Consider the following 24,565-nt stretch of genomic DNA (forward strand, 5'->3'; position numbering starts at 1 on the left):
GCGGGTGTTTCGGGGACTTGCCGGTGATGCTTTGGAAACCGCTGGTTCTCAGGTGGTTTACATTTGTTAACACACTTCGAGAGGCCCGCTGCGGTCCAGTTCACATCCGCGCGGAGTGGTCCAACGGCTGCGTGCACACCATTTTCACGACCCGCTTCGCTATTAGCTACAGATTTGCCAATAGTTTCGGCGATTACCGCATCCGCGGATTATTGTTCGGCGCATGCACAGATTCGAAGCGACCATCGAGCCCGCCGCCCGGGGCGGTGCCTACGTCGCGGTGCCCGCCGAGGTCATCGCGGCGCTCGGAGGCGGCGGCCGGATACCCGTCCGCGCCGGTTTCGACGGTATCTCCTACACCGGATCCATCACGACCATGGGCGCGGGACCGTGCCTCGGCATGCTCAAAGCGATCCGCACCGAACTGGGTAAGCAGCCCGGCGATACGGTCGAGGTCACCGTGGAACGCGACGACGTCGAGCGCACGGTCGAAGTCCCCGCGGACCTGGCCGCCGCACTGGAGGACGCCGGAGTGCGCGCGGCATTCGACGCACTGTCGTTCACGGCGCGCCGCGAATTCGTCACCGGTGTCATCGCGGCGAAGCGGCCGGACACTCGGTCCCGACGGATCCAGCAGGCGGTGGCGGCGGCCAGCTAGCCGTCAAAGTGTCAGCGCGGCAGGCGAATACCTCAGGGCAGGGTCAGCTCCGCGAAAGAGGCGATCCAATGATGCGGGGGCCGTGCGGGATTCGGCTCGCCGGGACGGTGGACGCCGGTGGCCGACCAGCTCGCGGCGACCGCGGCATCGAGTTCGTCCGGATGGTCGGACAGGAACAGGATGCGGTCGACGGATATGCCGATGGCACCGGCGATCTTCGCATACGACGCAGCTTCGCGCTTCGGTCCCGCGCTGGACAGGTCGAAGTAGCCGCTGATAAGCGATGCCAGCTCGCCGCCGCGGGCGAAGGTGAACCAATCCTGTTGGTTGCGTACCGATCCCGAGGAGTAGACGTAGAGCGCCAGGCCAGCGGCGTGCCAGGCGGCGAGGGCGGGCGCGACATCCGGGAAGAATTCGCCGTGCAGCGCGCCATTGCGGAAGCCCTCGGCGCAGATGATGCCCTGCGCCGCCTTGAGCGGTTCGGCCTTCACATCCGAGCCGAGCCAGTCGCGCAGGATCGCGGCCACCTCGTCGGTATCGGCATCGGGGCGTTCGGCGAGTTCCTGGGTGGCCGTGATAATGGAAGCGGCCGCGCCCGTCCGGTTTTCGGCCAGCCACTCGGGCAGGCGCGCTCGAGTGTAGCCGTACAGGTCCTCGCGCACCGAGCTGGTCGGGCTGGTGGTGCCCTCGATATCGACGACGACGGCGGCGATCACGAGGCGGTCAGCAGTTGGTCGAGGGTGGGGAAACCCGCGCTGATGGGGTCACCGGTGAAATCGCCGACCCAGCCGTCGGCCTCCTCGAAGAATCGGATGGCGATGAAGTCGGGGCGGGTGCCCATATCGAACCAGTGCAGCGTGCCCGCTGGCACCGAGAGCAGGTCGCCGCCTTCGCAGACCGCCGCCACGACCTCGTCGCCGAGATGCAGATAGAAGCAGCCGCGTCCGGCGGCGAAGAAGCGCACCTCGTCCTCGGCGTGCCGATGCTCGTTGAGGAACTTCTCCCGAGCGCCCTTGGCGATCTGCGGCCACTCCGGGTTCGCGTCGTCGGGGTGGATCCGGGCGATATCGATATGCTTGTACCGGCCGGAGGCGTTGAGTTCGGTGACCCGGTCGTCATATTCGGCCAGCAGCTGCTCCGATGCCGTTTCGGTGGCGTTGTCCAGCACCGGCCAACGGTCGAAAGTGATTCCCCGGGTGGCCAATTCGGCGGCGATCACCGCATCGTCGGTGGTGCGCAGCAGGACCTTATCGGCATTGTCGGCGGCCATAACCTGCAGCAGCGTCATGATGTCAGTCCAATCTCGGTGATCTCGTTCGGATTGCGTGAGACGAAGGCCTGTCGACGGCCGGTGCCGGCCACCAGCTCACACAGGGCCTCGAGGCATTCGGCGCGGTCGCGTGCCTGAGAGAGATTGTCCCCCCAGGTGGTGATTCCGTGCCCCGCGATGGCCAATACCGGTGCCGCGGTGGGGTTCTCGCGCAGATATCGCTCGATATCGGTGCCGATGCGCGCGACGTCGGGCCAGTTCGGGAAGACGGGGAGATCCAGCACGGTCGGGTAGCTGCCGTCCGGCTGCTTGGCCACCAGGCCCTTGATGAGTTCGTAGTCGGCGATGCGCAGGGTGGTCACCGCATCGGGGGAGCCCGAGCGGGTCGCGGCGGTCGTCGCGTACGGCGGATGGATGTGTACGACGGCGGTGGCCTCGGTGGTTCGGTACACCGCCGTGTGAATCGTGGTCTCCGCCGAGGGTTTGCGCTGCTGGTCCGACACCGGCGCGGAGTCCGCGATGCGGACGGTCACCATGTCCCGCGCGGTCAGTTCGCCCTTCGACAGACCGCTGCCGGTGATGACCGCGGTGTCGTCGGTGCGCACCGAGATATTGCCCGCGGTGCCCGGCATCCAGCCGCGGCCGTACAGCTCGCGCGCGATATCGGCGATGGCCGCACCCGGATCACCTTCGGCCGGTGCGGCATTCGCGCCGTGCACGACACCGAGTTCGGTGACGACCGCGGTCACCAATTCCGCCGGCGTCACATCGAAGGCCGGATTGAAGGCCTCGGTATCGGTGGGAGCCGTTGCGACACTACCGAATCCGGTCACCTCCGCCGCCGCCCGCTGCTCGACGACGATATCGGCGCCGGTCGCCGTCTTCGGATCACGCGTGGACTCCGGCGCCACCACGATGAACGGAATGCCGTGGTGGCGGGCCGCGATCGCGAGCCCATAGGTGCCGATCTTGTTCGCGACATCGCCATTGGCGGTCACCCGGTCCGCGCCGACCAGCACACAGTCGACCTGACCGGTCGCCATCGCCCAGGCGGCGGCCGAATCGATGGTGAGCCGATGCGGTATGCCCGCTTCGGCGAGCTCCCAGGCCGTCAGCCGCGCGCCCTGCAATAGCGGACGGGTCTCGTCGACCAGGACGTTCTCGATCGCCCCGCGGTCGGCCAGCACCCGCATCGCCCCGATCGCGGTGCCGAAGGCGCTGGTCGCCAGTCGCCCGGTATTGCAGTGGGTGAGTACCCGCAGCGGCCGGTCCGGGCACAGTTGCTGCACGAGATCGGCGGCATGGGTGGCGGCGGTCCGATTGACCCGACCGTCCTCGGCCAGCATGGCCAGGGTTTCGGCGAGTACCGCGTCCGCGCCGAGTGGCACCTTGGGCACCACCCGCCGCACCGCCCAGGCGAGATTGACCGCGGTGGGCCTGGCCTCGGCGATCCGCGCGGCCTCGGCCTCGGCCCGCGCTACATCGACGACGCCGCCGGTCGTATGCGCGGCGGTGGCGATGACCACCCCGAACGCACCGGCGATACCGATGGCGGGCGCGCCGCGGATGGCCAGCGTCTTGATCGCGTCGACGACCTCATCGACGGTGGTCAACCGCAGCTCGCGCACCGTGTGCGGCAGTTCACGCTGGTCGATGGTGATCAGCGCACCGTCGTCCCAGATCAGGGAACTGTCGTCCATCAGGCGCATCCTTCGGTCCGGCGGGTTGGGGTGTTGTCCCTGGTCAACGGTATCGGACAGCCGGTGGCGGCGGAAATCCGGCCGACGGGGGCTGCCGGCGTCATTCCGAGGAGTTGAGTCGCTCCAGCGAGCCGTAGTAGCGGTCGATGCCGCGCTGGGTGGGCCACGAATCCCGGTGTGCCGCCGGATTCATCGTGGCATCGCGGACCAGATGCCATTTGCCGACCGCATAGGTGGCATAGCCGTTGTCGCGCAGGATTTCCGGCAGCGTCAGCACATCGTCGGCGAGTTCGAGTCGCAGATCGGGATATCCGGAGTCCGCATTCGCGACGAAGCCGAAACCCGCACGGTGGGCATTGATTCCGGTCAGCAGCGAGGCGCGCGATGGTGAGCACAGCGGGGCGGCGTCACCTGCCTGTTCATCAGCCACGACCCGCGGTCGTGCACCAGATCGCCGAGCGGGTGGTGGTCCTGCGCCAGGGTTCCGTCGTCGAGATCGGCCCCGTCGCGGAGGTCTTCGCCACGCCGCGGGCGGACTACACTCGCCGTCTCCTCGATGCCGTCCCCACTCCCGATCCGGCCTGCCGCGCCTCGAGTCCTGATGCCCCGGAGCTGCTGCGCCTCGGTTGTAATTCCCACACGGCGGCCCGCAATGTATTTCGTATTTTCGACGACGAAAAGCGGCGCTGGCGCGTGGCCGTGCGTAATTCGAACGGCGCGCAGTGCATTCGCGAGTACACGTCGAACGTTTATGGGATGATCGGCCGAAATACAGTGCAGTATTCAGAGTCCGGAGCCGGAAAGAACCGGCGCGGAGCGGGGTGCGCACAAACAGGCCGCCGGTCCGTGCAGGATCCGGCGGCCCGTTTCAGATCAGTGCTGTCCGGGTCGGCGCTGTTCAGAGCTGCGCCGTTCCGAGCCCTGGTCCTGACGCTGCTGTTCCATCCGGTCGCGATCGCTCAACGAGCCGGATCGGTTCATGCCCTCCTGGCGCTGCTGTTGCTGCTGCCGCTCCATCTGCTTGGGCATTTTCTTAGGCGTCTTCTTCGACTTTTCAGCCATCTCCACTCGGTCCTTTCCGAAGTGATTTGGATTCGCCTAACAACGCCACAATAGCGAGCGGACATCAGCAGTGGAAGAAGAAATGTCGATTCTTTACACACGCAGTGGGAGGAATTCGACCAGATCGTCGTCGGTGGCCTGAGCCGCGACGATGACCAAGCCGTCACGGTCGACGAGGCCGCCCAGATGGGTGGTGCGGACCTGCGGATCGCCCAGCCAGCCGCCGTCGGGGGCAATGCGGGCCGGGACGATGCGGGTGACGGGTCCGGAGATCGCGCTCGCGTTGTGCAGCGGTCCGACCAGCGGACGCAGCGGATGGCCGCCGGTCCGGCCTTCGACGAGGGCGGGGGACAGGGCCATGAGTACGGCCAGGGCCGCGAAGGGGTTGCCGGGCAGACCGAGAACCGTTGTGCCAGTGGCCAGTTCGGCGACAATAGAGGATCCGCCGGGACGGATGGCCAAGCGGTGCACCAGGATTCGAGCCCGGGCGCGCGCGATGGCGCCGCGCAGTTGATCCGCCGCCCCACCGCCGGTGGCGCCGACGATCACGAGCAGATCGCATTCGTCGGCGGCGCCGAGCACCTCGTCGAAACCGCGCGGAGTATCGCGCAGGTGCACCCGATCGATGGTGCGAATTCCGTACCAGGACAGCACATCCGGCAGGATGGGCCCGATCGAGTCGCGGGTCTGGCCGGTCTGGAGCGGGCCGGTACTGCGGATCTCGTCGCCGGTCATGATGATCCGGGCCCGGACCGGACCGCGCACGAGCGCCTCGGTCACCTCGACACTGGCCGCGGCGGAGATCAGCGCCGCGGTGACGGCGGTGCCTTCGGGGGCGACCAGATCGCCGCGGTCGCGGTCCTCGCCACGGCGGCGAATATCCTCGCGCAGCGGGGAATCCGGTAGTCGGTGCAGTGTTCGGTCCTCGTCGATCCGCGCGAATTCGTCACGGAGCACCCGGGTGGTGCCATCGGGCACATGGGCGCCGGTGGCGATCCGCACCGCCTCACCGGAGAGCAATCCGACCGGCCGCCGCCCGCCCGCGAAGCCGATATCGCGGCGCAATTGCCACGGACCGTCACCGGAGACGGCGTAGCCGTCCATTGCCGAGACGTCGAAGCGCGGCAGCGGCCCGACCGCGGTCAGCGGCGCGGCCAGCGTGGCACCGCGCACCGAGCCCAGCTCGGCCCGATAATCGGTGAGTCGAGAGATGGTGGTGCGCAGGATATTCCGTGCTTCATCGAGGGGCAGCGGGGTACCGGCGACGGTCTTCGAGGGTGTGGGACGAGCACTCGGCGCCGTAACACCGGCATCCCAGGCCAGCCGGGCTCGGCGCACCTGCTCTTCGGTATCGCAATCGGCGATACCCGCCATGGTGACGGTGATCGTATCGGCCGGAATCAACGCCTTCATCGGCTGGTTGATCAGCGACTCCAGCCGCGCCAGCGCGCCCGCCAGTGCCGTGCGCCGCCATACGCCGATCAGATACTGCGGCCGGCCGGATTCATCGGCCGCGAAGACCGCGTCCGCACCGGATTCAGTGCCGTGCCGAATCAGTTCCGGCACTGTCGTTTTCGAGAGGAACGGCAGATCCGCCGCGAGCACCACCACCAGCGGGGCGGCGGTCGGACCGAGCGCGCGCAGCCCGGCTCCCACCGCGGCGACCGGACCCGAGCCGGGCGGAACCTCACGCACCTGAATGATCTCCGGGTCCAGTTCGGGCCGATGCGGTCCGACCACAACTGTCCGCCGACAGGACGTCACCGCCGCCAGCGCCGCATCGAGCATGGTCCGGCCGCCGATGACAATGGCGGGTTTGTCGACGCCGCCCATCCGGCTGGCGCGCCCGCCCGCCAGCACAATCGCGTCCGCGGCGGTCACCGGCCGGCGCCCGGCGCGATGGCCCGCGGCATCGTGTCGCGATTCGATGCGGGATGGCGGTCGGGCAACGGGTGGGCAAGCATGGCCGACATGCTAATTCGTCGCCGGCACGGATCCGGGGCGGGCCGGGTGCCGCGGGCGACCAGCGGGCCGTCGCACCCGCTACACCGCCGAATAGTCGGGGGCCAGCCGGAGCAGCCGGAATTCATTGGTCTCCGGATCGGCCAGCACCCGCCCTGATGCGCCGCCGATGACCTCCGGGCCGATCTCGGTGGCGCCCGCCGCGCGTAGCCGGGCCAACTCCGCGGCCGGATCGTCGGCCGGGAAGAACGCCAGGTCGAGATGGACGCGATTGCGGCCGCGCTCGGTATCGGGCGTGCGGATGAATTCCAGCCAGCAGCCGAGTCCGGTGGCCGAACGCAGCCCTGCCACCTGCGCGCCGCCGTGGGCGACCGGCCAGCCGGAGGCGGTGGACCAGAACTCGGCCAGCCGCACCGGGTCGTCGGTGTCGACCACGATGGCGGCCACCGCACCGGTGTCCACGTACTCCTCCCGAGGTTCCAGCACGCAGAATTCGTTGCCCTCCGGATCGGCGAGCACCACCCACGGCACCGTGCCCTGGCCGATATCGATGCGGCGGGCCCCCAGCGCGAGCGCGCGGTCGACCTGCACCCGCTGGTGATCGAGTGAGCGACTGGCCAGATCCAGATGGATGCGGTTCTTGCTGCCCTTGGCACGCGTCGTCGGCCGGAAGGTCAGGGTCAGGTCGAGGCCGTCCGGATCGGGCGCCGCCACGTCGACCGCGTCGGGGCGCTCGATCGTCACCGCCCAGCCCAGCAACTCGGCCCAGAAGTCCGCGACGGACCGGGGCCGGTCCGCATCGAATGCGACACACGCCAGGCGGGTGGACATGACTCAACGGTAACCGCCGCTCGACGGCGGCGGAACCGTTTACGGGAGCGGGAAACGCGCGGTGCGCAGGTCCACTCGACCGTCGCGGATCGGGACGCCCTCGGCGGCCAGCAAGCGCAGCTGGCGATCGGCCAGATGGGCGGCGGGGCGGCCGCTCGCGCCGATCACCCGATGCCATGGCAGATCCGCGGAGTCGGTGCGCATGATCCAGCCGACCGTGCGCGGGGTGGACAATCCGGCGGCCGCGGCGATATCGCCGTAGGTGACCACTCGGCCGGTCGGCACCGTCGCGACCAGTGCGCGCACCCGCTCGACCTCGGCATCGGTGGTGGCCATCCGAGTCACAGTACCGATCGGATCAGCGCCGCGGTCTCGGCCGGACGGGCCTGGGCGACCATATGATCGCAGTCCCATTCGAGCATGGTCAGATTCGCGCCGAGGTGTTCGGTGAGCGCGGCCCGGAACTCCGGCGTCACGAAGGGCGGCACCACCTTCATGGCCTGCACCAGGACCGTCGGCAGGTCCGCGGGAGGCAGCACATAGTGCCGGGCCAGCTGGCCCCAGTAGGAATTGATGGCGGGCAGGCTGATCCGCCAGCCGACGCGGCCGTCGGCGGTCGGCATCAGATGTTCGGTGAGTTCGGCGTCGAGCAGGCGCGGCTCCACCTCGCCCCAGCCGGTGGAGATCTTGTCCTGACGCGCGTGCTCGATGGTGTCGTAGTCCGGTGAGGCCAGACTGGACAGGGCGATATCCATCAGGCGCTCCGCCTCGAGCGCGATGGCCGAATCGAGCAGGATCAGTTTGCGCACCAGGTGCGGATGGTGATGAACCAGGTGCAGTGCGCAAGCTCCGCCGAACGAATGCGCGACCACCACCACCGGCTCGTCGGCCTCTGCGGCCAGCAGCTCGACCAGATCCTCGACGATGGCCTCGAAGTTCCACGGCGGCAGCGCGGGCGAGCGGCCGTGTCCGCGCAGGTCGGGGGCGATGATCCGGATATCGGGCAGATGTCGGGTCGCCAGTTCCTCCCACCGCTTGCCGTGACCGGTCACACCATGCAGGGCCAGGACTTTCGGCCCGTCGATGGGTCCGTACCGATACACATGAAGAGGCGACACAGGACCTATATTGACGTATATCGAAACCCATCGCAGAGCGAGGCGTGTGTTCGACCTCACCGAGGCGTGAATCGGCCGCGTGGCGTGTCGGGGGTGTCTGTTGCAATAGCCCGCGTGGTGCGATCGGATAGCGCGGTGCGACTTGTTCGCCGAAATGTGGCGGCACCCCCGGCTCTGGTCTGGGGTGCCGATGTCCGTGCGCTGTTCGACGCCGCCGCCCTCGTCGGCCCGATTCGGCCGGGCTGGCGGCCCTGGCAGGTGCTCGGCGGCCCCGGCACCGGTAAGACGGCGCTGCTGATCGATCTGGCCGCCGAGCGCATCGCCGCGGGCGCCGATCCGGAATCGGTGCTGGTGCTGACCCATTCGAAGCAGGCGGCGAGTGCGGTGCGCGACGCGATCACCGCGCGGCTGAGCGGTCCGGACACCGCGGAGGGCGGTGTGCCCGGTGCCACCAGGGAGCCGCTGGTGCGCACGCTGCACTCCTACGCGTTCTCGGTATTGCGCAGACATGCCAGCGCACACGGAAATCCGCCGCCGCGTTTGCTGACCGGTGCCGAGCAGGATGCCGTCGTGCGCGAAATGCTGCGCGGCGATCTGACCGATATCGCGGCCGGGGCCGGCAACCTCTGGCCGGAAAGGTTGCAGCCCGCGCTCGGCCTCGGCGGCTTCGCCGAACAGTTGCGCGATCTCATGCTGCGGGCCACCGAACGCGGACTCGGTCCCGAGGATCTGGTGCGGCTGGGCCGCGAGCACGGTAGGCCGGAGTGGGTGGCGGCGGGCAAATTCGCGGTCCGATACGAACAGTCGATGCTGCTGCGCTGGTCGGTCGGGGTGGAGGCGCCCGAGGCGACCGCACCGGCATTGGACGCGGCCGAACTCGTCGGTGCGGCATTGGACGCGCTGGCCGGTGACGCCGATCTGCTCGCGGCCGAACGGAATCGGATCCGATATCTGCTGGTCGACGATGCGCAGCATATGGATCCGCAGGCGGCGCTATTGGTCGAGGTGATGGGCACCGCCGCGCACACCGCGGTCGTCGCGGGCGATCCGGATCAGGGTGTGTTCGCCTTCCGCGGTGCGGACGCGCGCTTCATCGCCGATCTGGCGGCGCCGGACGGACAGCGAATCATCCTGCGGGACAACCACCGATCGGGCGGCCAGGTACAACTGGCCGTCGCGCGGATCGCCGCGAAATTGCCCGGCAGTGCGCCACAGCGCTTTTCGGCACCCGGTCATACGGTCGAGCCAACCGATGACGGCACCGAGGTACGGGTGCGGGTGCTGGCCACCCCGGCCAAGGAGGCCGCCCTGATCGCCGACCATTTGCGCCGCGCCCACCTCACCGACGGCGTCGCCTGGTCGCGGATGGCGGTGATCGTCCGCTCGGTGCCGCTGTCGCTGGCACCGCTGCGCCGCGCCCTGCTCGCGGCCGGAGTGCCGGTGCAGCAGCCCGCGTTGGACGCGCCACTGGCTCGACGGCGCGGTGCGGCCTGGATGCTGCTCGCGCTGCGGGCGGTGTTGGCCGAGGAAGCACAGCGGCGTGGGCGACGGCGCTCGGCCGAGGCGATGTTCTCGGCGGAGGACGCCTTGGATCTCTTGGCCGGACCGCTCGGCGGAGCCGATCAGATCACCCTGCGTCGATTGCGTCGCGGTATCCGGCGCAGTGTGCTGGAGTCCGCACGCAGTGAGATCAAGACCGCCGCGGGGTCCGCGGGTTCCGTGTTCGACCGTGAACCTGATTGGGCCGCTGCGGATTTCCCACCGGACGCTGCCGGAGACTTCCCGCCCGACGAGGCGGATCTGCCGCCGGACGAGGCCCATGTCGCGTTCGGGGAGCCCGGCGATGACGACGTCCGGCGCAACGTGGCGACGGCTGAACGGAGCATCAGTGAAGCCGACCGGATTGCCGATGCGGAGGGCGCGTTCGGGGAGCCCGGCGGAAGCGACGTCCGGCGCAACGTGGCGACGGCCGAGCGGAGCATCGGCGAAGCCGAACGGATCGCCGACGATGCGGATTGGTACGGCATCGAGCCGGAATGGAGTCTGCGCGAGTCCGAATGGCAGGGCGAGCGTCCAGAATCAGACGCCGATGAGTACGAATCGGACAGCGCGACAACAGCGGACATTGGCGCCGTCGACCGCGATGCCGAAGAGGCCCTCGATGGCGCGGACCGCGTGGACGAGCCCAACGGTGGCGCGACTGCCCATCGGAATGCGGCCGAATCGCGTACGGAGGACGCCGAACGGGTCGGGCGGCGAGCCGATCAGAGAGGCGCGGGGCCGCAATATAGTGGCGGACCTACCGGATCGGACGAGGCTGAGTCGAGTCCCGATGACGTCGAAGGGGTCGGGCGGCGAGCCGATCTGGGTGGCGCGGGGCCGCAATATAGTGGCGGACCTACCGGATCGGACGAGGCTGAGTCGAGTCCCGATGACGTCGAAGGGGTCGGGCGGCGTGCCGATCTGGGTGGCGCGGGGCCGCGATTTAGTGACGGACCTACGGGATCAGATGAGGCTGAATCGCTTCCGGACGATGTCGAAGGGGTCGGGCGGCGAGCCGATCAGAGTGGCGCGCAGCCGCGAAATGGCGGGCAAACCGGATCGGCCGGGCCCGAATCCGACCCGGCCGACACTTGGCGCTCCTATGTCGACAAATCCTCCGCCGAGGTGCTGCGTGATCTGCTGGTCGGGCGTGCGGACCGCCGAATCATGCAGCGGCTCACCGATGTCGAGGCCGCACCGCTGAAGCGGGTGTTCGACGCACTCGACCGGGCCGCCAAGACCCGGCGCCGCGGTGCCGGTCTGGAGGATGTGCTCTGGGCGCTGTGGACCGGATCGCGGCTGGAGCGGCGCTGGGTCGCGCAGTCCGAGCGCGGCGGGGCAGCGGGCATGCAGGCAGATCGCGACCTCGATGCCGCGGTCGGATTGTTCGACGCCGCGGCCGCCTATGTGGACCGGCTACCGCGCGCGAGTATCGAGGGCTTCGTCGAATACCTTGTGCAGCAGGAGATTCCGCACGACACCCGGTCGCTGACCGCGCCGGGGGATGCGGTCGCGCTGCTCAGCGCACACGCGTCGGCGGGCCGGGAATGGGATGTGGTCGCGGTGGCCGCGGTACAGGAAGGTATTTGGCCGAATCCGCGCCCGCGCGGCACCCTGCTGCAGACCGAGGATCTGGTCGACCTCACCGCGGGCATTGTCGACGCGGGTGATGTGGTCAGCCGTGCGGCCCCGATCATGGCCGAGGAGCGCAGGCTGTTGCTGGTCGCGTGCAGCCGGGCCCGGCGCTCACTGCTGGTCACCGCGGTGGAATCGGTATCGGGCGAACGTGATCTGGTGCCGTCCCGATTCCTCGCCGAACTCCTCGGCCACGACGATGACAGCGAACCCGGCGCACTGCCGATCGCCGATCCGGGGCGGGCCCTGGTCATGCATGCGCTGGTGGCCGAATTGCGCGGTGTGGTCTGCGATTCCGAGGCCGATCCGGCGCGTAGGCGCCGCGCCGCGCATCAACTGGCCCGGCTGGCGCACGCGGGTGTGCCCGGTACGCATCCGGACGAGTGGTACGGCACCGCCGATCTCAGCTCCTCACGTTCGCTCTGGAACGAGGACGACACCGCGGTCGCCCTCTCCCCGTCCACCGTTGAGCTGCTGCGCACCTGCCCGCTGCGCTGGGCGCTGGAACGTCACGGCGGCACCGATGGCGACAACCCGCACGCCGTCAAGGGCAATCTGGTGCACACGCTCGTACAGGCGCTGGCGGGCAAGGTGCCCGAATCGCAGGTCCGCGCGGCATTGGACCGGGCCTGGCAGGCCATCGATCCCGGCACCGGCTGGCATTCGCGCCAGGAACTGCGCCGCACCGAGGCCATGTTGGAGACGTTCATGGCCTGGGTGCACAATACCCGCGGTGAGCTGACCCAGGCCGGAGTCGAGGTACCGGTCGACTGTGTGCTGCCCCCGCGCACCGAAGATGAACGCGCCGTGCGGATTCGGGGGCGGGTCGACCGGCTCGAGCGCGACGCCTTCGGACGGTTCGTCATCGTCGATGTCAAGACCGGCAAGTCGCCGGTCACCAAGCAGGCCGCCGCCGACCATGCCCAACTCGCGACCTATCAGGTAGCCGCCGCCGCTGGCGCACTCGACATCGCGGTGGAGTCGGATCGTGCGCGCGATGAATCGGATCGTGCGCGCGATGAATCCGGCTCGGGGCGCAATGAATCCGACACTGTCGCAGGTGCATCCGCGGCCGAACCCGGTGGCGCGCGACTGGTCTACGTCGCCAAACCGAGCAGCAAGGAGGGTGCCACCCAACGCATGCAACCCGCCCTCGACGCCGAGGCGCTCGAGAAATGGCGTGGCACAATTCACGATGCCGCGGCCGCCACCCAGGGCCCGAGCTACCTCGCCATGCGCAATGACGGCTGCAGGCACTGCTCGGTGGCGGGCTGTTGCCCCGTCCAGGACACCGGAAGACAGGTGACCGACGAGTGAGCGAACGCAGTGAGCGAACCATGTGCCAGCGCGCGTCGCGCCTGCCGGAGCCGAGCGTCAGCGAGGCGCAGGCATGAGCGGCACCGTCTCGCCGAACCGGCTCGCGGAGGCGCTCGGCCTCCCGCCGCCCACCGACGAGCAGGCCGCCGTGATCGCGGCCGCACCCGGGCCGACGCTGGTGGTGGCCGGTGCGGGCGCGGGCAAAACCGAGACCATGGCCGCCCGCGTGGTGTGGATGGTCGCGAACCGCCTGGTGCTGCCCGATGAGGTACTCGGTCTGACCTTCACCCGAAAAGCCGCCCAGCAGTTGACCTCCCGCATCCGCACCCGGCTGGCCCGGCTGGCCGGTTCGCCACTGCTGCGCGAACTCGACACCGGCGGTGAGCTGCGCACTCAACTCTCCGGGGCCGAACCCGAGATCAGCACCTACCACTCGTATGCGGGGCGACTGCTCACCCAACACGGCCTGCTGCTGCCGGTGGAACCCTCGGCGACCTTGCTGACCGAAACCCAGCTCTGGCAACTCGCGCACCAGGTGGTCCGCAACTGGGACGGTGACCTCGATACCGAACGCACCCCGGTCTCGGTCACCGAGGCGGTGCTGGCCCTGTCCGGTCAGCTCGCCGAACACCTGGTGGAGCCCGAACAACTCGCCGAGGCCCATACCGAACTCGAAAAACTGGTGCACACCCTGCCCGCGGGGCCGCGCCAACGCGGCGGACCGAGCCAGGCACTACAGAACATCGTCCAGGTGCAGCGCGAACGCGTCGCGCTGCTGCCCCTGGTCAAGCAGCTGGCCGAGGCATTGCGCCGCCGCGGCGCACTGGATTTCGGCGCCCAGATGTCCCTGGCCGCCCGCCTCGCCGCCGAACATCCCGAGGTCGCCGCCGCCGAACGCGCCCGCTTCCGCCTGGTCCTACTCGACGAATACCAGGACACCGGCCACGCCCAACGCATCCTGCTCGCAGCACTGTTCGGCGGATCGCCACCGCAACCGCACACCAAACGGTCGCGAAAGGCCACCGCCCCATCCAAGTCCACCGCCGACACCGAGGCTGATCGTCCCTCGTCGTCAGATGCGCCGAAAGACCGGGACGTTCGCCCCGGCGGCCCTGGCTCCGACGGGGGTGAGTTCAACGCTGGTGGGGGTGGCTCCGGCTCCACCCGAGGTGAGTTCAACGCTGGTGAAGGCGGCTCCGGCTCGCACCGGAGTGTGTCCGACGCCGGCGGAGGCGACTCCGGCTCCCACCAGGCCGACCCCGCCGTTCGCCGGAGTGACGGCGGTGCGATGCGGGAGCATCGGTCGGATGCGGAGCAACGGGCAACCGGTCGTGGCGAACAGCGACTGGCGGTGACAGCTGTTGGTGATCCGATGCAGTCGATCTACGGCTGGCGCGGTGCGTCCGCCGCGAACCTGCCCAGATTCGCCACCGACTTCCCCAGTGCCCCTGGCATTCCCGCGCCGATTCTGCCACTGCTGACCAGCTGGCGGAATCCGCCGGAAGCGCTGGCCCTGGCGAATCTGGTCGCCGAACCACTGCGCCGCAATGCCATCGACAGCGGCGGTGTCACCGTCGACGCGCTGCGCGCGAAACCCGACGCCGCGGCGGGTGTCGTCGCCATGGCGCTCACCGAAACCGTTGCCGACGAACGCAACTGGGTGGCGGGCCGGATCGCGGCCGAATGGGCGACCAAGCGTGCAGCGGGAGCGGCTCCGCCGACCTCGGCCGTACTGGTGCGTCGCAATGCCGATGCCGCTCCGCTCGCGGAAGCCCTACGCGAACAAGGACTTCCGGTGGAGATCGTCGGTCTCGGCGGTTTGCTGGCCACTCCGGAGGTGGCCGATATCGTCGCCACCCTGCGGCTCATCGCCGAACCCGGTGCGGGCAGCGCCGCGCTGCGCATCCTCACCGGCGCCCGCTGGCGCATCGGCGTCGCCGACCTCGCCGCACTCGCCCGCCGCGCCAGGGATCTGTCGATCAGCCGCCTGCACGGCAATGAGGTCGATGAGATCACCGACTCCACCGCCCTCGCTGAAGCGTTGCGCGAGGTGGCGCCGGAACCGGCCGAACAGGCCGGTCTGGCCGATGCGATCGCCGATCCCGGTCCGCGGGAACAGTATTCGGAATCCGGTTTCCTGCGCATCGTGGCACTGGGCCGGGAACTCGCGGCACTGCGGGAACGCAGCGGCCAACCACTCGCCGAACTCGTCGCGGATGTGGAACGCACCATCGGCGTCGGCGTGGAGACGCAGGCCCGTCGCGCGATGGTCGGCGCCGGTGCCGGACGCGAACATCTGGACGCCTTCGCCGAGGTGGTCGCCGGATATGCCAGCGATTCCGGCGCATCGCTCGGTGGCCTGCTCGCCTTCCTCGCCGCCGCCGAGTCGGTCGAGAACGGTTTGGAGCCGGGCGAGGTCGAGGTCGCCCGGGATCGAGTCCAGGTATTGACCGTGCACGCGGCCAAGGGACTGGAATGGGAGATCGTCGCGGTTCCGCACGTCACCCGCGGGGTCTTCCCCTCCGGCGCGGCCTCGGGCACCTGGCTCGGCGCGCTCGCCGAACTCCCCACCGCGCTGCGCGGCGACCGCCAACAGGACGATGCCGCCGAGGGCGTCCCCGTCCTCGACCTGTCGGACCTCTACGACCGCGCGGACCTGGAGCGAGCGATCAAGTCGCACAAGGAATCACTGGATCGCCGCCGCATCGACGAAGACCGCCGCCTGTTCTACGTCGCCCTCACCAGAACCGAGCGCGTCCTGCTCGTCTCCGCCCACCACTGGGCCGAAACCGGCACCGCCCCGAAAGGGCCATCGGATTTCCTCCTGGAACTCAAACATGCCAGCGAAGCGCCGGATAGCCCGGCGCATGGCGCGGTCACCATCGACCGCTGGGACGATGCCCCCGACGTCGACGCCGTCAACCCCTTCACCGATAACCCCGCGACCGCCGAATGGCCCCGCGACCCCCTCGGCAACCGCCGCGACCCCATCGAACAGGGTGCCTCCCTCGTTCGCGCCGCGCTCGCCGAACTTGCGGCACAACCGGCCGCAGGTGTCACTGCGACGAACCGTACGGTCCAGCCCGCAACCCGCGACAAAGCAACTGCCTCAGCCGATTTCGTGGACCCTGTGCCCCATGACATCGACATGGCACCGACTGTAGCCCCTGCCACCGACAACTTTGCCGACCCGAAAACAACGGCCGCCCGCCCCGACGGTCCCGCCGCGGTCGTACTGTCAGCCGACCCTTACGCCGACGTTCCCCCGCCCGACTTTCCCGATGCGCCCGCTCCGTTCGACGATCCCTACCAACCACCCGCGAGCGTCCCTGATGCGCCGGATCCGCACGGCCACGACGAATTCCCGCTGCCCCCACCCGACTTCGAACCGCATCCCGACAAGCCCGAGCCGCCCCTCAGCGACTACGAACCGCCTTTCGACGAATTCGAGCCACCCCCGGACGAGCTCGGCTCATCGACCTCCGAACCCACACCGCCCCACGACCGGTCCGCTGGACACGCGGCCGATCCCGACGACCCCGACGGCTGGGCCGCCGACGTCGACGCGCTACTCGCCGAATTCGAAGCCGACCAAGCCATCGCGGAGGAAGTCGAACTCCCCGGCCAGATCGCCGCCACCGCCCTGGTCGAAATGCGCGCCGACCCAGCCAAACTCGCCGCCCGCCTGCGCCGCCCCCTGCCGTTCCCGCCGAATCCGCTGGCTCGCCGCGGTACCGCCTTCCACGCCTGGGTGCAGCGCTGGTTCGCCGCCGACCGCCTGCTCGGCTTCGACGAACTCCCCGGCGCGGACAGCAGCGCCGCCGATGCGGGCGTGGACACCGAACTGGTCACCATGCAGGAGTCGTTCCTGAACTCGCCGTGGGCCCATCGCAGTCCGCTCGAGGTGGAGATCCCCTTCGAAACCTCCATCGCCGGCACGGTGATCCGCGGCCGGATGGATGCCGTCTTCGCCGAACCCGGCGGCGGCTGGATCGTGGTCGACTGGAAGACAGGCGCCGAACCCGCACCCGCCGACGAGCCAGCGGTCGCCATGCAGCTGGCGGTCTACCGACTGGCCTGGGCCAGATTGATGGCCGCGCGCGATCACGGCACCGAGGCACAAATGCTCGAACGCATCAGCGCCGCATTTCATTACGTGCGCACCGGACGCACCATCGCGCCCGCCGCACTGCCCGGCCCGGACGAATTGGCCGAACTGATCAGGAATGCCGCGCCGAATGATCCGCGACCATAGGTTCACCGACTGTTCGTGTGGGTGCGGTGTGGGGTGGCCGATACCCGGTAGGCTCCGGTGCGTGCCGGAGAGACAGATAACGCCGGAGGTAGTCGACTCGGCCAGGGCGGGTGAGTCCGGTGTTCGGTGATCGCGCACGCAGTGTCGGATTGTCGAGTCGCCCGGATTTCGCGCTGGTCGGTGTGCTGCGCATTCCCGAGATCCAGTCCAGTCCAGGGGCTTCGCTGGTGCGCCGGGTGCTCTTCGCGATCGGGTTGCTGTTCGCCGCGGCGCTGGTGGTGTACGTGGGTCGCGATGGGTACCACGACAATTCCGGGAACGAGCTGTCGTTCCTCGACGCCCTTTACTATGCGACGGTATCGCTGTCGACCACCGGCTACGGCGATATCGCGCCGGTGACCCCCGAGGCCAGGCTCGTCAATATCGTCATCATCACCCCGCTGCGCATTCTCTTCCTCATCGTGCTCGTCGGTACCACCATCGGCGTACTCACCGAGCGTTCCCGGCAGGCATTCAAGATTCAGCGTTGGAGGCGCAGCGTGCGTAATCACACCGTCGTGGTCGGATACGGGACGAAAGGCCGCACCGCGGTCGACGCCATGCTCGGCGATGGCATACAGCCCGCCGATATCGTCGTGGTCGATACCGATTCCGTGGCACTGGAGGCCGCGGCGAATGCGGGCCTGGTGACGGTGCACGGTTCGGCCACCCAATCCGATGTGCTCCGGCTGGCCGGTGTGCAGCGCGCGGCCTCGGTCATCGTCGCCGCCAACCGTGACGACACTGCCGTGCTGGTCAGCCTGACGGCCCGCGAACTCAACAAGAGCGCCAAGATCGTCGTCGCCATCCGGGAGGCCGAGAACACCCATCTGCTGCGCCAATCCGGCGCGGATTCGGTGGTGGTCTCCTCCGAGACCGCCGGCCGTTTGCTCGGCATCGCCACCACCACCCCGACTGTGGTCGAGATGATCGAGGATCTGCTGACCCCCGAGGAGGGCTTCGCGGTCGCCGAACGCGATGTGGAACCGTCCGAGGTCGGCGGCTCGCCCCGGCATCTCGGCGATATCGTGCTCGGCGTGGTGCGCGGCGGTGTGCTGATCCGGGTGGGCCAGGCCGAGGTGGACGCGCTGGAGGCGACCGACAAGCTGCTGTACATCCGGCACGCGGGCCGGTGATACCGGCGCGACGGCTGGCGTTCGCGGCGGCGCGATAGTCTCGAACCGTGGCCTCAGGATTTCAGCTCAATGGTGTTCCGCTGCTTTCGCGTTCAGTGCTCGACCGGGCCGAGGAGATCCGGACCGATGAACAGGCGCTGAAGGAGGGCTGGGCCGAGGCCGAACTACTCCGGGTCAACAAGCGCGGGCAGTTCCGTTTCGACAACGGCGCGCTGGTGCTGGAACCGGCGATCGAGCTGTCCGCCGAACCGAATCCGGCCGCGGTATTTCTCGGCGTCAGCGACGGCAAACACGTCTGGGCGGTGCGCGATCCCGAACTGCAGGGCACGCTGACCGATCTGCGGGCGATGGCGGGCGGCGTCGACGATCTCACCGCCGGTCTGCTCACCGCCGCCATGGCCCTGCTGAACTGGCACGACAAGGCCGGGTTCCATGCCGCCGACGGCACCGCGACCGTCGCGACCAAGGGCGGTTGGTCGCGGATCACCGAGGGCGGCTACGAGGAGTTCCCCCGCATCGATCCGGCCGTCATCTGCTTGATCCACGATGGCGGCGACCGGGTACTGCTGGCCCGCCAGCACACCTGGCCCAAGACGCTGTTCTCCCTGCTCGCCGGATTCGTCGAGGCCGGGGAGTCGCTGGAGCGCTGCGTCGAGCGCGAGATGCTCGAGGAAGTCGGAGTCCAGGTCCGTGACATCACCTACCTGGGCAGTCAGCCGTGGCCGTTCCCGCGTTCGCTGATGCTCGGATTCTCCGCCGTCGCCGATCCCGATCAGCCGCTCACCTTTTCCGACGGCGAGATCGCCGAGGCCTACTGGTTCACCCGCGCCGAGGTGCGCGAGGCGCTGGCGGTCGGCGATTGGTCCGCGCAGAACCAGGGCGCGCGGCTGCTGCTGCCGGGGTCGATCTCCATCGCGCGCACGATCGTGGAGTCCTGGGCGGCGCTGGAGAGCTGATCGCGGCACAGAAAAGTTCCGTGCGGGCCGCGAGGTCCGCACGGATTCGGTGGCCGGCCCGATCAGGCCAGCGTGGCCAGCGTCTGCTTGACCGCGGCCAGCGACGGGTTGGTCGCCGTTGAACCGTCCCCGAACTTCACCGTCGGCACCACATGGTTGCCGCCGTTCACGCTGCCGACGAACTCGGCCGATGCCGGATCCTGTTCGATATCGATCTCGACATAGCTGATACCGGACTCGTCCAACTGCTTCTTGAGCCTGCGGCAGTAGCCGCACCAGGTGGTCGAGTACATCGTCAAGGCGGGAGTCAAGTCAGTCACGGATCGTTCAACATTCCACGGTCCGATCCTGTTCCGCCCTCGGACTTGCGCTGGATTTAATATGCGCGCATACTAAATCCATGACAACAATCGCCACCGCACAGGCCACCTCGACCGCCGCACCCGCCGCCTTCTTCGCCAAGTGGGCCGATATGTCCACCTGGCCGGAGTGGAACAACGACACCGAGTGGGTCCGCCTCGACGGTCCGTTCACCCCGGGCGCGACCGGCACCTTGAAACCGAAGGGCGGCCCCAAGGTTCGGTTCCTCGTCGAACGGCTCTCCGATACCGAATTCGTCGACGTCTCCGAGCTCATCGGCGCCCGCCTGACCTTCGACCACCAGGTCGCGACCGGTCCGGAGGGCACGACGGTGACGGTGACCGTCTCGATCGACGGGCCGCTGCGCTGGTTCTGGATCAAGGTGATGGGCGGCGATATCGCCAAGTCCGTCGCGCCCGATCTCGATGCCCTCGTCGCGGCGGCCGAGGCGGTGCTCGTATGAATACGGCATCGCGCAGCGATTCGATGAGGGGCGGTGGGTGGGCGATGGGTGGGCATACGGCATCGCGCAGCGATTCGATGACGGGTGATCGGACGACCCCCGGGCAGCGGTATTGGCTCGGCGTGGTGTCGCGTGAGCACGTGCTGCGTGGTGTCGAACTCGGCATCGCGCAGGTCAACCACGGCAAGCGGACACCGCTGGAACGGATGCGTCCCGGCGACGGCTTCCTCTATTACTCACCGCGCGAGGGGATGCGATCCGGCGCCCCGATCCGTTCCTTCACCGCCATCGGCACCATCGCCGACCGCCCGGTCTGGCAGGCGGATCCGCAGGACGGCGGCTGCTTTCAGCCGTGGCGGCGCGCGGTGCACTATCGCACCGACGCGCGTGCGATCCCCATCGAGGAACTGCGCGGCGAACTGGATCTCACCGGTGCGCCGAATTGGGGCATGGTGCTGCGCCGCGGGCTGGTCGAACTGACCGCGCACGACTTCGCGGTCATCGCACAGGCGATGATCGACGAACCAGAGGTAAGGGAGGCATATGAGTGAGGACCGGGGTCTGCGCTCCCAATTCGCCGAGGCCGACGAAAGTCCCGGGCTCTTGCTCTGGCAGGTGACCAATCGCTGGCAGGCCGCCCAGCGGGCGGCGCTGGCCCCGTTCGATCTGACCCATGTGCAGTTCGTCCTGCTGGCCGCGCTGACCTATCTGGCCGCACGTCGCGACGAGCCGGTGATGCAACGCGATCTGGCCGCGTACGCCGCCACCGATCCGATGATGACCTCCCAGGTCTTGCGCGCGCTCGAGCAGAAGGGTCTGCTCGAGCGGCGCGACCACCCGCACGACCGCAGGGCCAAGGCTCTCGTCCCCACCGAAGACGGTGTGGCACTGGCGAATCGGGCGCTGGTGGTGGTCGAGAACTGCGATCACGAGTTCTTCGGCCCGCTCGGCGGCCAGGCGCGGACGTTCGCAGGCGCGCTGCGGCAATTGCGCGATCGCTAGGCCCTCGTCTCATCGTCCGTGGCGCTATCCGCCTCGTGAAACACCGCGACCCGTCGCGTGGCGGCTGCTGGCCGGGCGGCACGACTTGTCGGCGGGCACTGCCATGATGGGTGTCGTGTCGGCAACCAGTACGAGCGAGCCCCTGCGCCCAGCACTGGACTCGCTGGACCCCGAACAAGCCGCCGCCGTGCGCGCGCCGCGCGGGCCGGTATGTGTGCTCGCGGGCGCGGGGACCGGCAAGACCAGGACCATTACCCATCGCATCGCGCATCTGGTCGCCGCCGGACATGTGAAGGCCGACCAGGTGCTCGCGGTGACATTCACCGCGCGCGCGGCGGGGGAGATGCGCGCCCGCCTGCGCGCGCTCGGACTCGGCGGCGAGGCCAACCAGGTGCAGGCGCGCACCTTCCACGCGGCCGCGCTGCGGCAGCTGAAGTACTTCTGGCCGCAGGTCGTCGGGGATGTGCCCTGGCAGTTGATCGATCGCAAATACCCGATCGTGGCGCAGGCGGCACATCAGGCCGGATTGTCCTCACATACCGAAGCCGTTCGCGATCTGCTCACCGAAATCGAATGGGCCAAGGCTACTCTCATCGCGCCGGAGGACTATCCGGCCGCCGTGGCCCGACATCGGCGCGAACCACCGTACGACCCGATGCGTGTCGCCGCGGTCTATAGCGGCTACGAAAAGCTCAAGGCCACGCCGGACGGTCTACTGCTCGACTTCGACGATCTGCTGCTGCACACCGCCGCCGCGCTGGAGGACTATCCCGCGGTGGCCGACGAATTCCGCGGGCGCTACCGCAGTTTCGTGGTCGATGAATATCAGGACGTCACGCCCCTGCAGCAGCGGGTGCTCGATGCCTGGCTCGGCGAGCGCGACGATCTGACCGTGGTCGGCGATGCGAACCAGACGATCTATTCGTTCACCGGCGCCACCCCCGGCTATCTGCTCGACTTCTCCCGGCGCTTTCCGGAGGCGACGGTGATCCGGCTGGAACGTGACTATCGCTCGACGCCGCAGGTGGTCTCGCTGGCCAATCGGGTCATCGGCGCCGCGCGCGGGCGCATCGCCGGCACCCGGCTGCAACTGATCGGCCAGCGTGACGACGGGCCGGAACCGGCCTTCGCCGAATTCGACGATGGTCCCGCCGAGGCCACCGCGGTCGCCCGGTCCATCAAGAAGCTGATCGCCGCGGGCACACCGGCCGCCGAAATCGCGGTGCTCTATCGGATCAACGCGCAATCCGAGGCCTATGAACAGGCATTGACCGAACAAGGCATCCCTTATCAGGTCCGCGGTGGTGAAGGCTTCTTCGCCCGCGCTGAGGTAAGGCAAGCCATATCCGCGCTGCGTCAGGTCGCAGCCCGCGACGATCTGCCCGACCGGTCCCGCAGCGGTAAGGCCCTGGTCACTTTGGTGCGCGCCGCCCTCGCGCCGGTCGGCCTCACCGCCACCGAACCGGCGGGCACCCAGGCCCGCGAGCGCTGGGAATCGCTGGTGGCGCTGGTGCGGCTGACCGAGGAGTTGGTCGACCACGACGACGCACTCGATCTACTCGGCCTGTTGCGTGAACTCGCCGCCCGCGCCGAGGCCAGGCATCCACCGACCGTGCAGGGTGTCACCCTCGCCTCATTGCACGCGGCGAAGGGGCTGGAGTGGGATGCGGTATTCCTGGTCGGCGTCGCCGACGGCACCCTGCCGATCGCGCATGTGCTCGGCGACGACGGTTCGGTCGCCGATCAGGCCGCGCTCGAGGAGGAGCGGCGACTGCTCTATGTCGGCGTGACCAGGGCCCGCGAACACCTGCAGCTGTCCTGGGCGCTGGCCCGCGGCGAGGGCGGCAGGCGCACCCGGCGGCGCTCCCGATTCCTCAATGGTTTGGTGCCCGACGACTCGCCCGCCTCGCGAATCGCCGCGCCGGTCGCCGACGCCGCCGCGAACGGGGTGCGCCCGACCTGCCGGATCTGTGCCAAACCATTGATCGGCACCTACGCGACCATGCTCGGTCGCTGCCGCCGCTGTCCGGCCGAACTGGACGCCGAGCTACTGGCCGCGCTGCAGGCGTGGCGCGAGGAGAAGGCGCAGGATCTGCGGGTGCGCGAGTTCGTGATCTTCACCGACACCACACTCACCGCGATCGCCGAGCAACTGCCCGCCGATGACAACGCACTGGCCGCCATCCCCGGAATCGGGGCCAAGAAGCTCGAGCAATACGGGGCCGAGGTGTTGAAGATAGTGGCATCGCGACTGCGGTCAAGCCCACAAAACCGCAGGTAGAAAATAGGTTGTCGCGATGCGCGCCAACACATATGGTGGGATGACGCACCGGGAGGTCATCCCGGCGCGCACAGTTACCGACACGAGTACAGGAGGGAGGCAGAACGATGAATGACAACACGAACTTCAGCGCCAGCGGCGTTGCGGTGAATGCTGCACCCGTCATGTCGGCCTCCCGGGGGATCCTCGCTGCTTTGCAGGGGATCGGTCTGTCCGGCGTCGACGTATTCGGGATTCAGGCGCAATCCATGCCTACGCATTCCCCGATTTGCGTCAACGAGCAGGACAAGCCCAGCGCGGGCTGGCACCCGGCATTTGCCACCGAGGCAGAAGTCGGCGCAGTCGCAGTTGAGGCCGGATACGCACCGGCAGATCTGCGGGCAGCACGCCTCCGCCGCACCACCCACCCAGCGACCGTGATCAGGATTCGACAGAGATGTCGAACTAGGTAGGGAACACTCCCCGACCTCCTGGCCACGGATCGCCCGAAGCGAAACCGTGGCCAGTATTTTCTACCGGCCCTTCAGCCACAACCGGCCTCGGTTTCGCGGAACGAACGAAACGTACCGCTGCAAACGAGCTGAAGGAGAACGACGTGTTCACCGCAGAGAGCTGGCCACAAGCCACTACTGACGTGACATGCCGAACCGTGGCACGGCCCACCCGCCCCCGGGAGGTCACAAAGGTCCTGCCTTGTCGAGCCGGAGATCCCGATCTCTGGTTCGCCGAGAGCCCGGTCCAGCTGGAGCAGGCCAAGGCGCTGTGCGCGTCTTGCCCTATCCGCAAGGGCTGCCTGAGCGCGGCCATGGATCGGCGTGAGCCGTGGGGTGTCTGGGGCGGTGAGATCTTCGACCAGGGTGTCGTGATCGCCCGCAAGCGCCCGCGTGGTCGTCCACGCAAGGTCGCGATCTCGGCATGAGATCCCTGACCTCCCTCCCTCCGGTCGCTGAGGCCTATCCGGCCGTTTCGGATCCGGGC

20 protein-coding genes and 1 pseudogene are annotated in these 24,565 nt (G+C 68.6%); 12 read left to right on the forward strand and 9 right to left on the reverse strand.

Annotated elements, in window-relative coordinates:
• Positions 1 to 223: 223 nt before the first annotated feature.
• Complete coding sequence (locus ACQP2D_RS08525; protein ID WP_433683159.1) at positions 224 to 658, forward strand: YdeI/OmpD-associated family protein; 435 nt, start codon at positions 224 to 226, stop codon at positions 656 to 658.
• Between the two features lie 32 nt (positions 659 to 690).
• Here the strand turns inward: ACQP2D_RS08525 and mtnC are convergent, their stop codons facing one another.
• The 4 genes and pseudogenes from mtnC to ACQP2D_RS08545 form a co-directional block, all read right to left on the reverse strand.
• Complete coding sequence (gene mtnC, locus ACQP2D_RS08530) at positions 691 to 1,374, reverse strand: acireductone synthase (RefSeq protein WP_433683160.1); 684 nt, start codon at positions 1,372 to 1,374, stop codon at positions 691 to 693.
• Positions 1,371 to 1,946, reverse strand: a complete 576-nt coding sequence (locus ACQP2D_RS08535) for a 1,2-dihydroxy-3-keto-5-methylthiopentene dioxygenase (protein ID WP_433683161.1) — start codon at positions 1,944 to 1,946, stop codon at positions 1,371 to 1,373. The genes mtnC and ACQP2D_RS08535 overlap by 4 nt, the downstream gene beginning before the upstream one ends.
• A complete protein-coding gene (mtnA, locus tag ACQP2D_RS08540) occupies positions 1,943 to 3,628 on the reverse strand; it encodes an S-methyl-5-thioribose-1-phosphate isomerase (RefSeq protein WP_433683162.1) in 1,686 nt (561 codons plus the stop codon). Before mtnA ends, ACQP2D_RS08535 begins: the two co-directional genes overlap by 4 nt.
• A gap of 109 nt (positions 3,629 to 3,737) precedes the next feature.
• Positions 3,738 to 4,028, reverse strand: a pseudogene (locus ACQP2D_RS08545) (sulfatase-like hydrolase/transferase); the annotation flags it as partial.
• A 41-nt stretch (positions 4,029 to 4,069) separates the two neighbouring features.
• Between ACQP2D_RS08545 and ACQP2D_RS08550 the strand changes: the two are divergent.
• Positions 4,070 to 4,744: a hypothetical protein gene (locus tag ACQP2D_RS08550; RefSeq protein WP_433683163.1), complete on the forward strand. Its 675-nt coding sequence runs from the start codon at positions 4,070 to 4,072 to the stop codon at positions 4,742 to 4,744.
• A gap of 39 nt (positions 4,745 to 4,783) precedes the next feature.
• On the opposite strand, the gene ACQP2D_RS08555 is transcribed toward ACQP2D_RS08550, so the two are convergent.
• The 4 genes from ACQP2D_RS08555 to ACQP2D_RS08570 form a co-directional block, all read right to left on the reverse strand.
• On the reverse strand, positions 4,784 to 6,571 hold the full coding sequence (locus tag ACQP2D_RS08555) for an NTP transferase domain-containing protein (RefSeq protein ID WP_433683164.1): 1,788 nt from the start codon (positions 6,569 to 6,571) through the stop codon (positions 4,784 to 4,786).
• Between the two features lie 162 nt (positions 6,572 to 6,733).
• Positions 6,734 to 7,483: a VOC family protein gene (locus tag ACQP2D_RS08560; protein WP_433683165.1), complete on the reverse strand. Its 750-nt coding sequence runs from the start codon at positions 7,481 to 7,483 to the stop codon at positions 6,734 to 6,736.
• A 39-nt stretch (positions 7,484 to 7,522) separates the two neighbouring features.
• Positions 7,523 to 7,819: an MGMT family protein gene (locus tag ACQP2D_RS08565; protein WP_433683166.1), complete on the reverse strand. Its 297-nt coding sequence runs from the start codon at positions 7,817 to 7,819 to the stop codon at positions 7,523 to 7,525.
• Positions 7,820 to 7,824: 5 nt separating this feature from the next.
• Entirely contained in the window at positions 7,825 to 8,601 is a 777-nt protein-coding gene (locus tag ACQP2D_RS08570) for an alpha/beta fold hydrolase (RefSeq protein ID WP_433683167.1), read from the reverse strand.
• A gap of 93 nt (positions 8,602 to 8,694) precedes the next feature.
• Here ACQP2D_RS08570 and ACQP2D_RS08575 point away from each other — a divergent pair, with 93 nt between their 5' ends.
• The 4 genes from ACQP2D_RS08575 to nudC all read left to right on the forward strand — a co-directional run bounded on the left by ACQP2D_RS08575 (position 8,695) and on the right by nudC (position 19,481).
• Positions 8,695 to 13,095 (forward strand): PD-(D/E)XK nuclease family protein, encoded by a 4,401-nt coding sequence (locus tag ACQP2D_RS08575; protein ID WP_433683168.1) that lies wholly within the window; start codon positions 8,695 to 8,697, stop codon positions 13,093 to 13,095.
• Between the two features lie 73 nt (positions 13,096 to 13,168).
• Positions 13,169 to 17,350: a UvrD-helicase domain-containing protein gene (locus ACQP2D_RS08580; protein ID WP_433683169.1), complete on the forward strand. Its 4,182-nt coding sequence runs from the start codon at positions 13,169 to 13,171 to the stop codon at positions 17,348 to 17,350.
• A gap of 119 nt (positions 17,351 to 17,469) precedes the next feature.
• Positions 17,470 to 18,525, forward strand: a complete 1,056-nt coding sequence (locus ACQP2D_RS08585) for a potassium channel family protein (RefSeq protein WP_433683170.1) — start codon at positions 17,470 to 17,472, stop codon at positions 18,523 to 18,525.
• A gap of 47 nt (positions 18,526 to 18,572) precedes the next feature.
• Positions 18,573 to 19,481 (forward strand): NAD(+) diphosphatase, encoded by a 909-nt coding sequence (gene nudC, locus ACQP2D_RS08590; RefSeq protein ID WP_433683171.1) that lies wholly within the window; start codon positions 18,573 to 18,575, stop codon positions 19,479 to 19,481.
• A gap of 62 nt (positions 19,482 to 19,543) precedes the next feature.
• Here nudC and ACQP2D_RS08595 read toward each other — a convergent pair whose 3' ends face one another.
• Positions 19,544 to 19,774: a mycoredoxin gene (locus ACQP2D_RS08595; protein WP_433685584.1), complete on the reverse strand. Its 231-nt coding sequence runs from the start codon at positions 19,772 to 19,774 to the stop codon at positions 19,544 to 19,546.
• A 107-nt stretch (positions 19,775 to 19,881) separates the two neighbouring features.
• Here ACQP2D_RS08595 and ACQP2D_RS08600 point away from each other — a divergent pair, with 107 nt between their 5' ends.
• The 6 genes from ACQP2D_RS08600 (at position 19,882) to ACQP2D_RS08625 (ending at position 24,506) form a co-directional block, all read left to right on the forward strand.
• Entirely contained in the window at positions 19,882 to 20,304 is a 423-nt protein-coding gene (locus tag ACQP2D_RS08600; RefSeq protein ID WP_433683172.1) for an SRPBCC family protein, read from the forward strand.
• Complete coding sequence (locus ACQP2D_RS08605) at positions 20,301 to 20,855, forward strand: EVE domain-containing protein (protein ID WP_433683173.1); 555 nt, start codon at positions 20,301 to 20,303, stop codon at positions 20,853 to 20,855. The genes ACQP2D_RS08600 and ACQP2D_RS08605 overlap by 4 nt, the downstream gene beginning before the upstream one ends.
• The gene (locus tag ACQP2D_RS08610; protein ID WP_433683174.1) at positions 20,848 to 21,306 is read left to right on the forward strand and encodes a MarR family winged helix-turn-helix transcriptional regulator; all 459 of its coding nucleotides are present in this window, start codon (positions 20,848 to 20,850) and stop codon (positions 21,304 to 21,306) included. The genes ACQP2D_RS08605 and ACQP2D_RS08610 overlap by 8 nt, the downstream gene beginning before the upstream one ends.
• 106 nt (positions 21,307 to 21,412) lie before the next feature.
• On the forward strand, positions 21,413 to 23,587 hold the full coding sequence (locus tag ACQP2D_RS08615; protein WP_433683175.1) for an ATP-dependent DNA helicase UvrD2: 2,175 nt from the start codon (positions 21,413 to 21,415) through the stop codon (positions 23,585 to 23,587).
• 107 nt (positions 23,588 to 23,694) lie between these two features.
• Complete coding sequence (locus tag ACQP2D_RS08620) at positions 23,695 to 24,039, forward strand: hypothetical protein (protein WP_433683176.1); 345 nt, start codon at positions 23,695 to 23,697, stop codon at positions 24,037 to 24,039.
• A gap of 182 nt (positions 24,040 to 24,221) precedes the next feature.
• Positions 24,222 to 24,506 carry a WhiB family transcriptional regulator gene (locus ACQP2D_RS08625; protein ID WP_433685585.1) on the forward strand — a complete coding sequence of 95 codons (285 nt, stop codon included), beginning with the start codon at positions 24,222 to 24,224 and terminating at the stop codon, positions 24,504 to 24,506.
• Positions 24,507 to 24,565: the final 59 nt, after the last annotated feature.

Source organism: Nocardia sp. CA-119907, from assembly GCF_050955995.1.
Lineage (GTDB): Bacteria > Actinomycetota > Actinomycetes > Mycobacteriales > Mycobacteriaceae > Nocardia.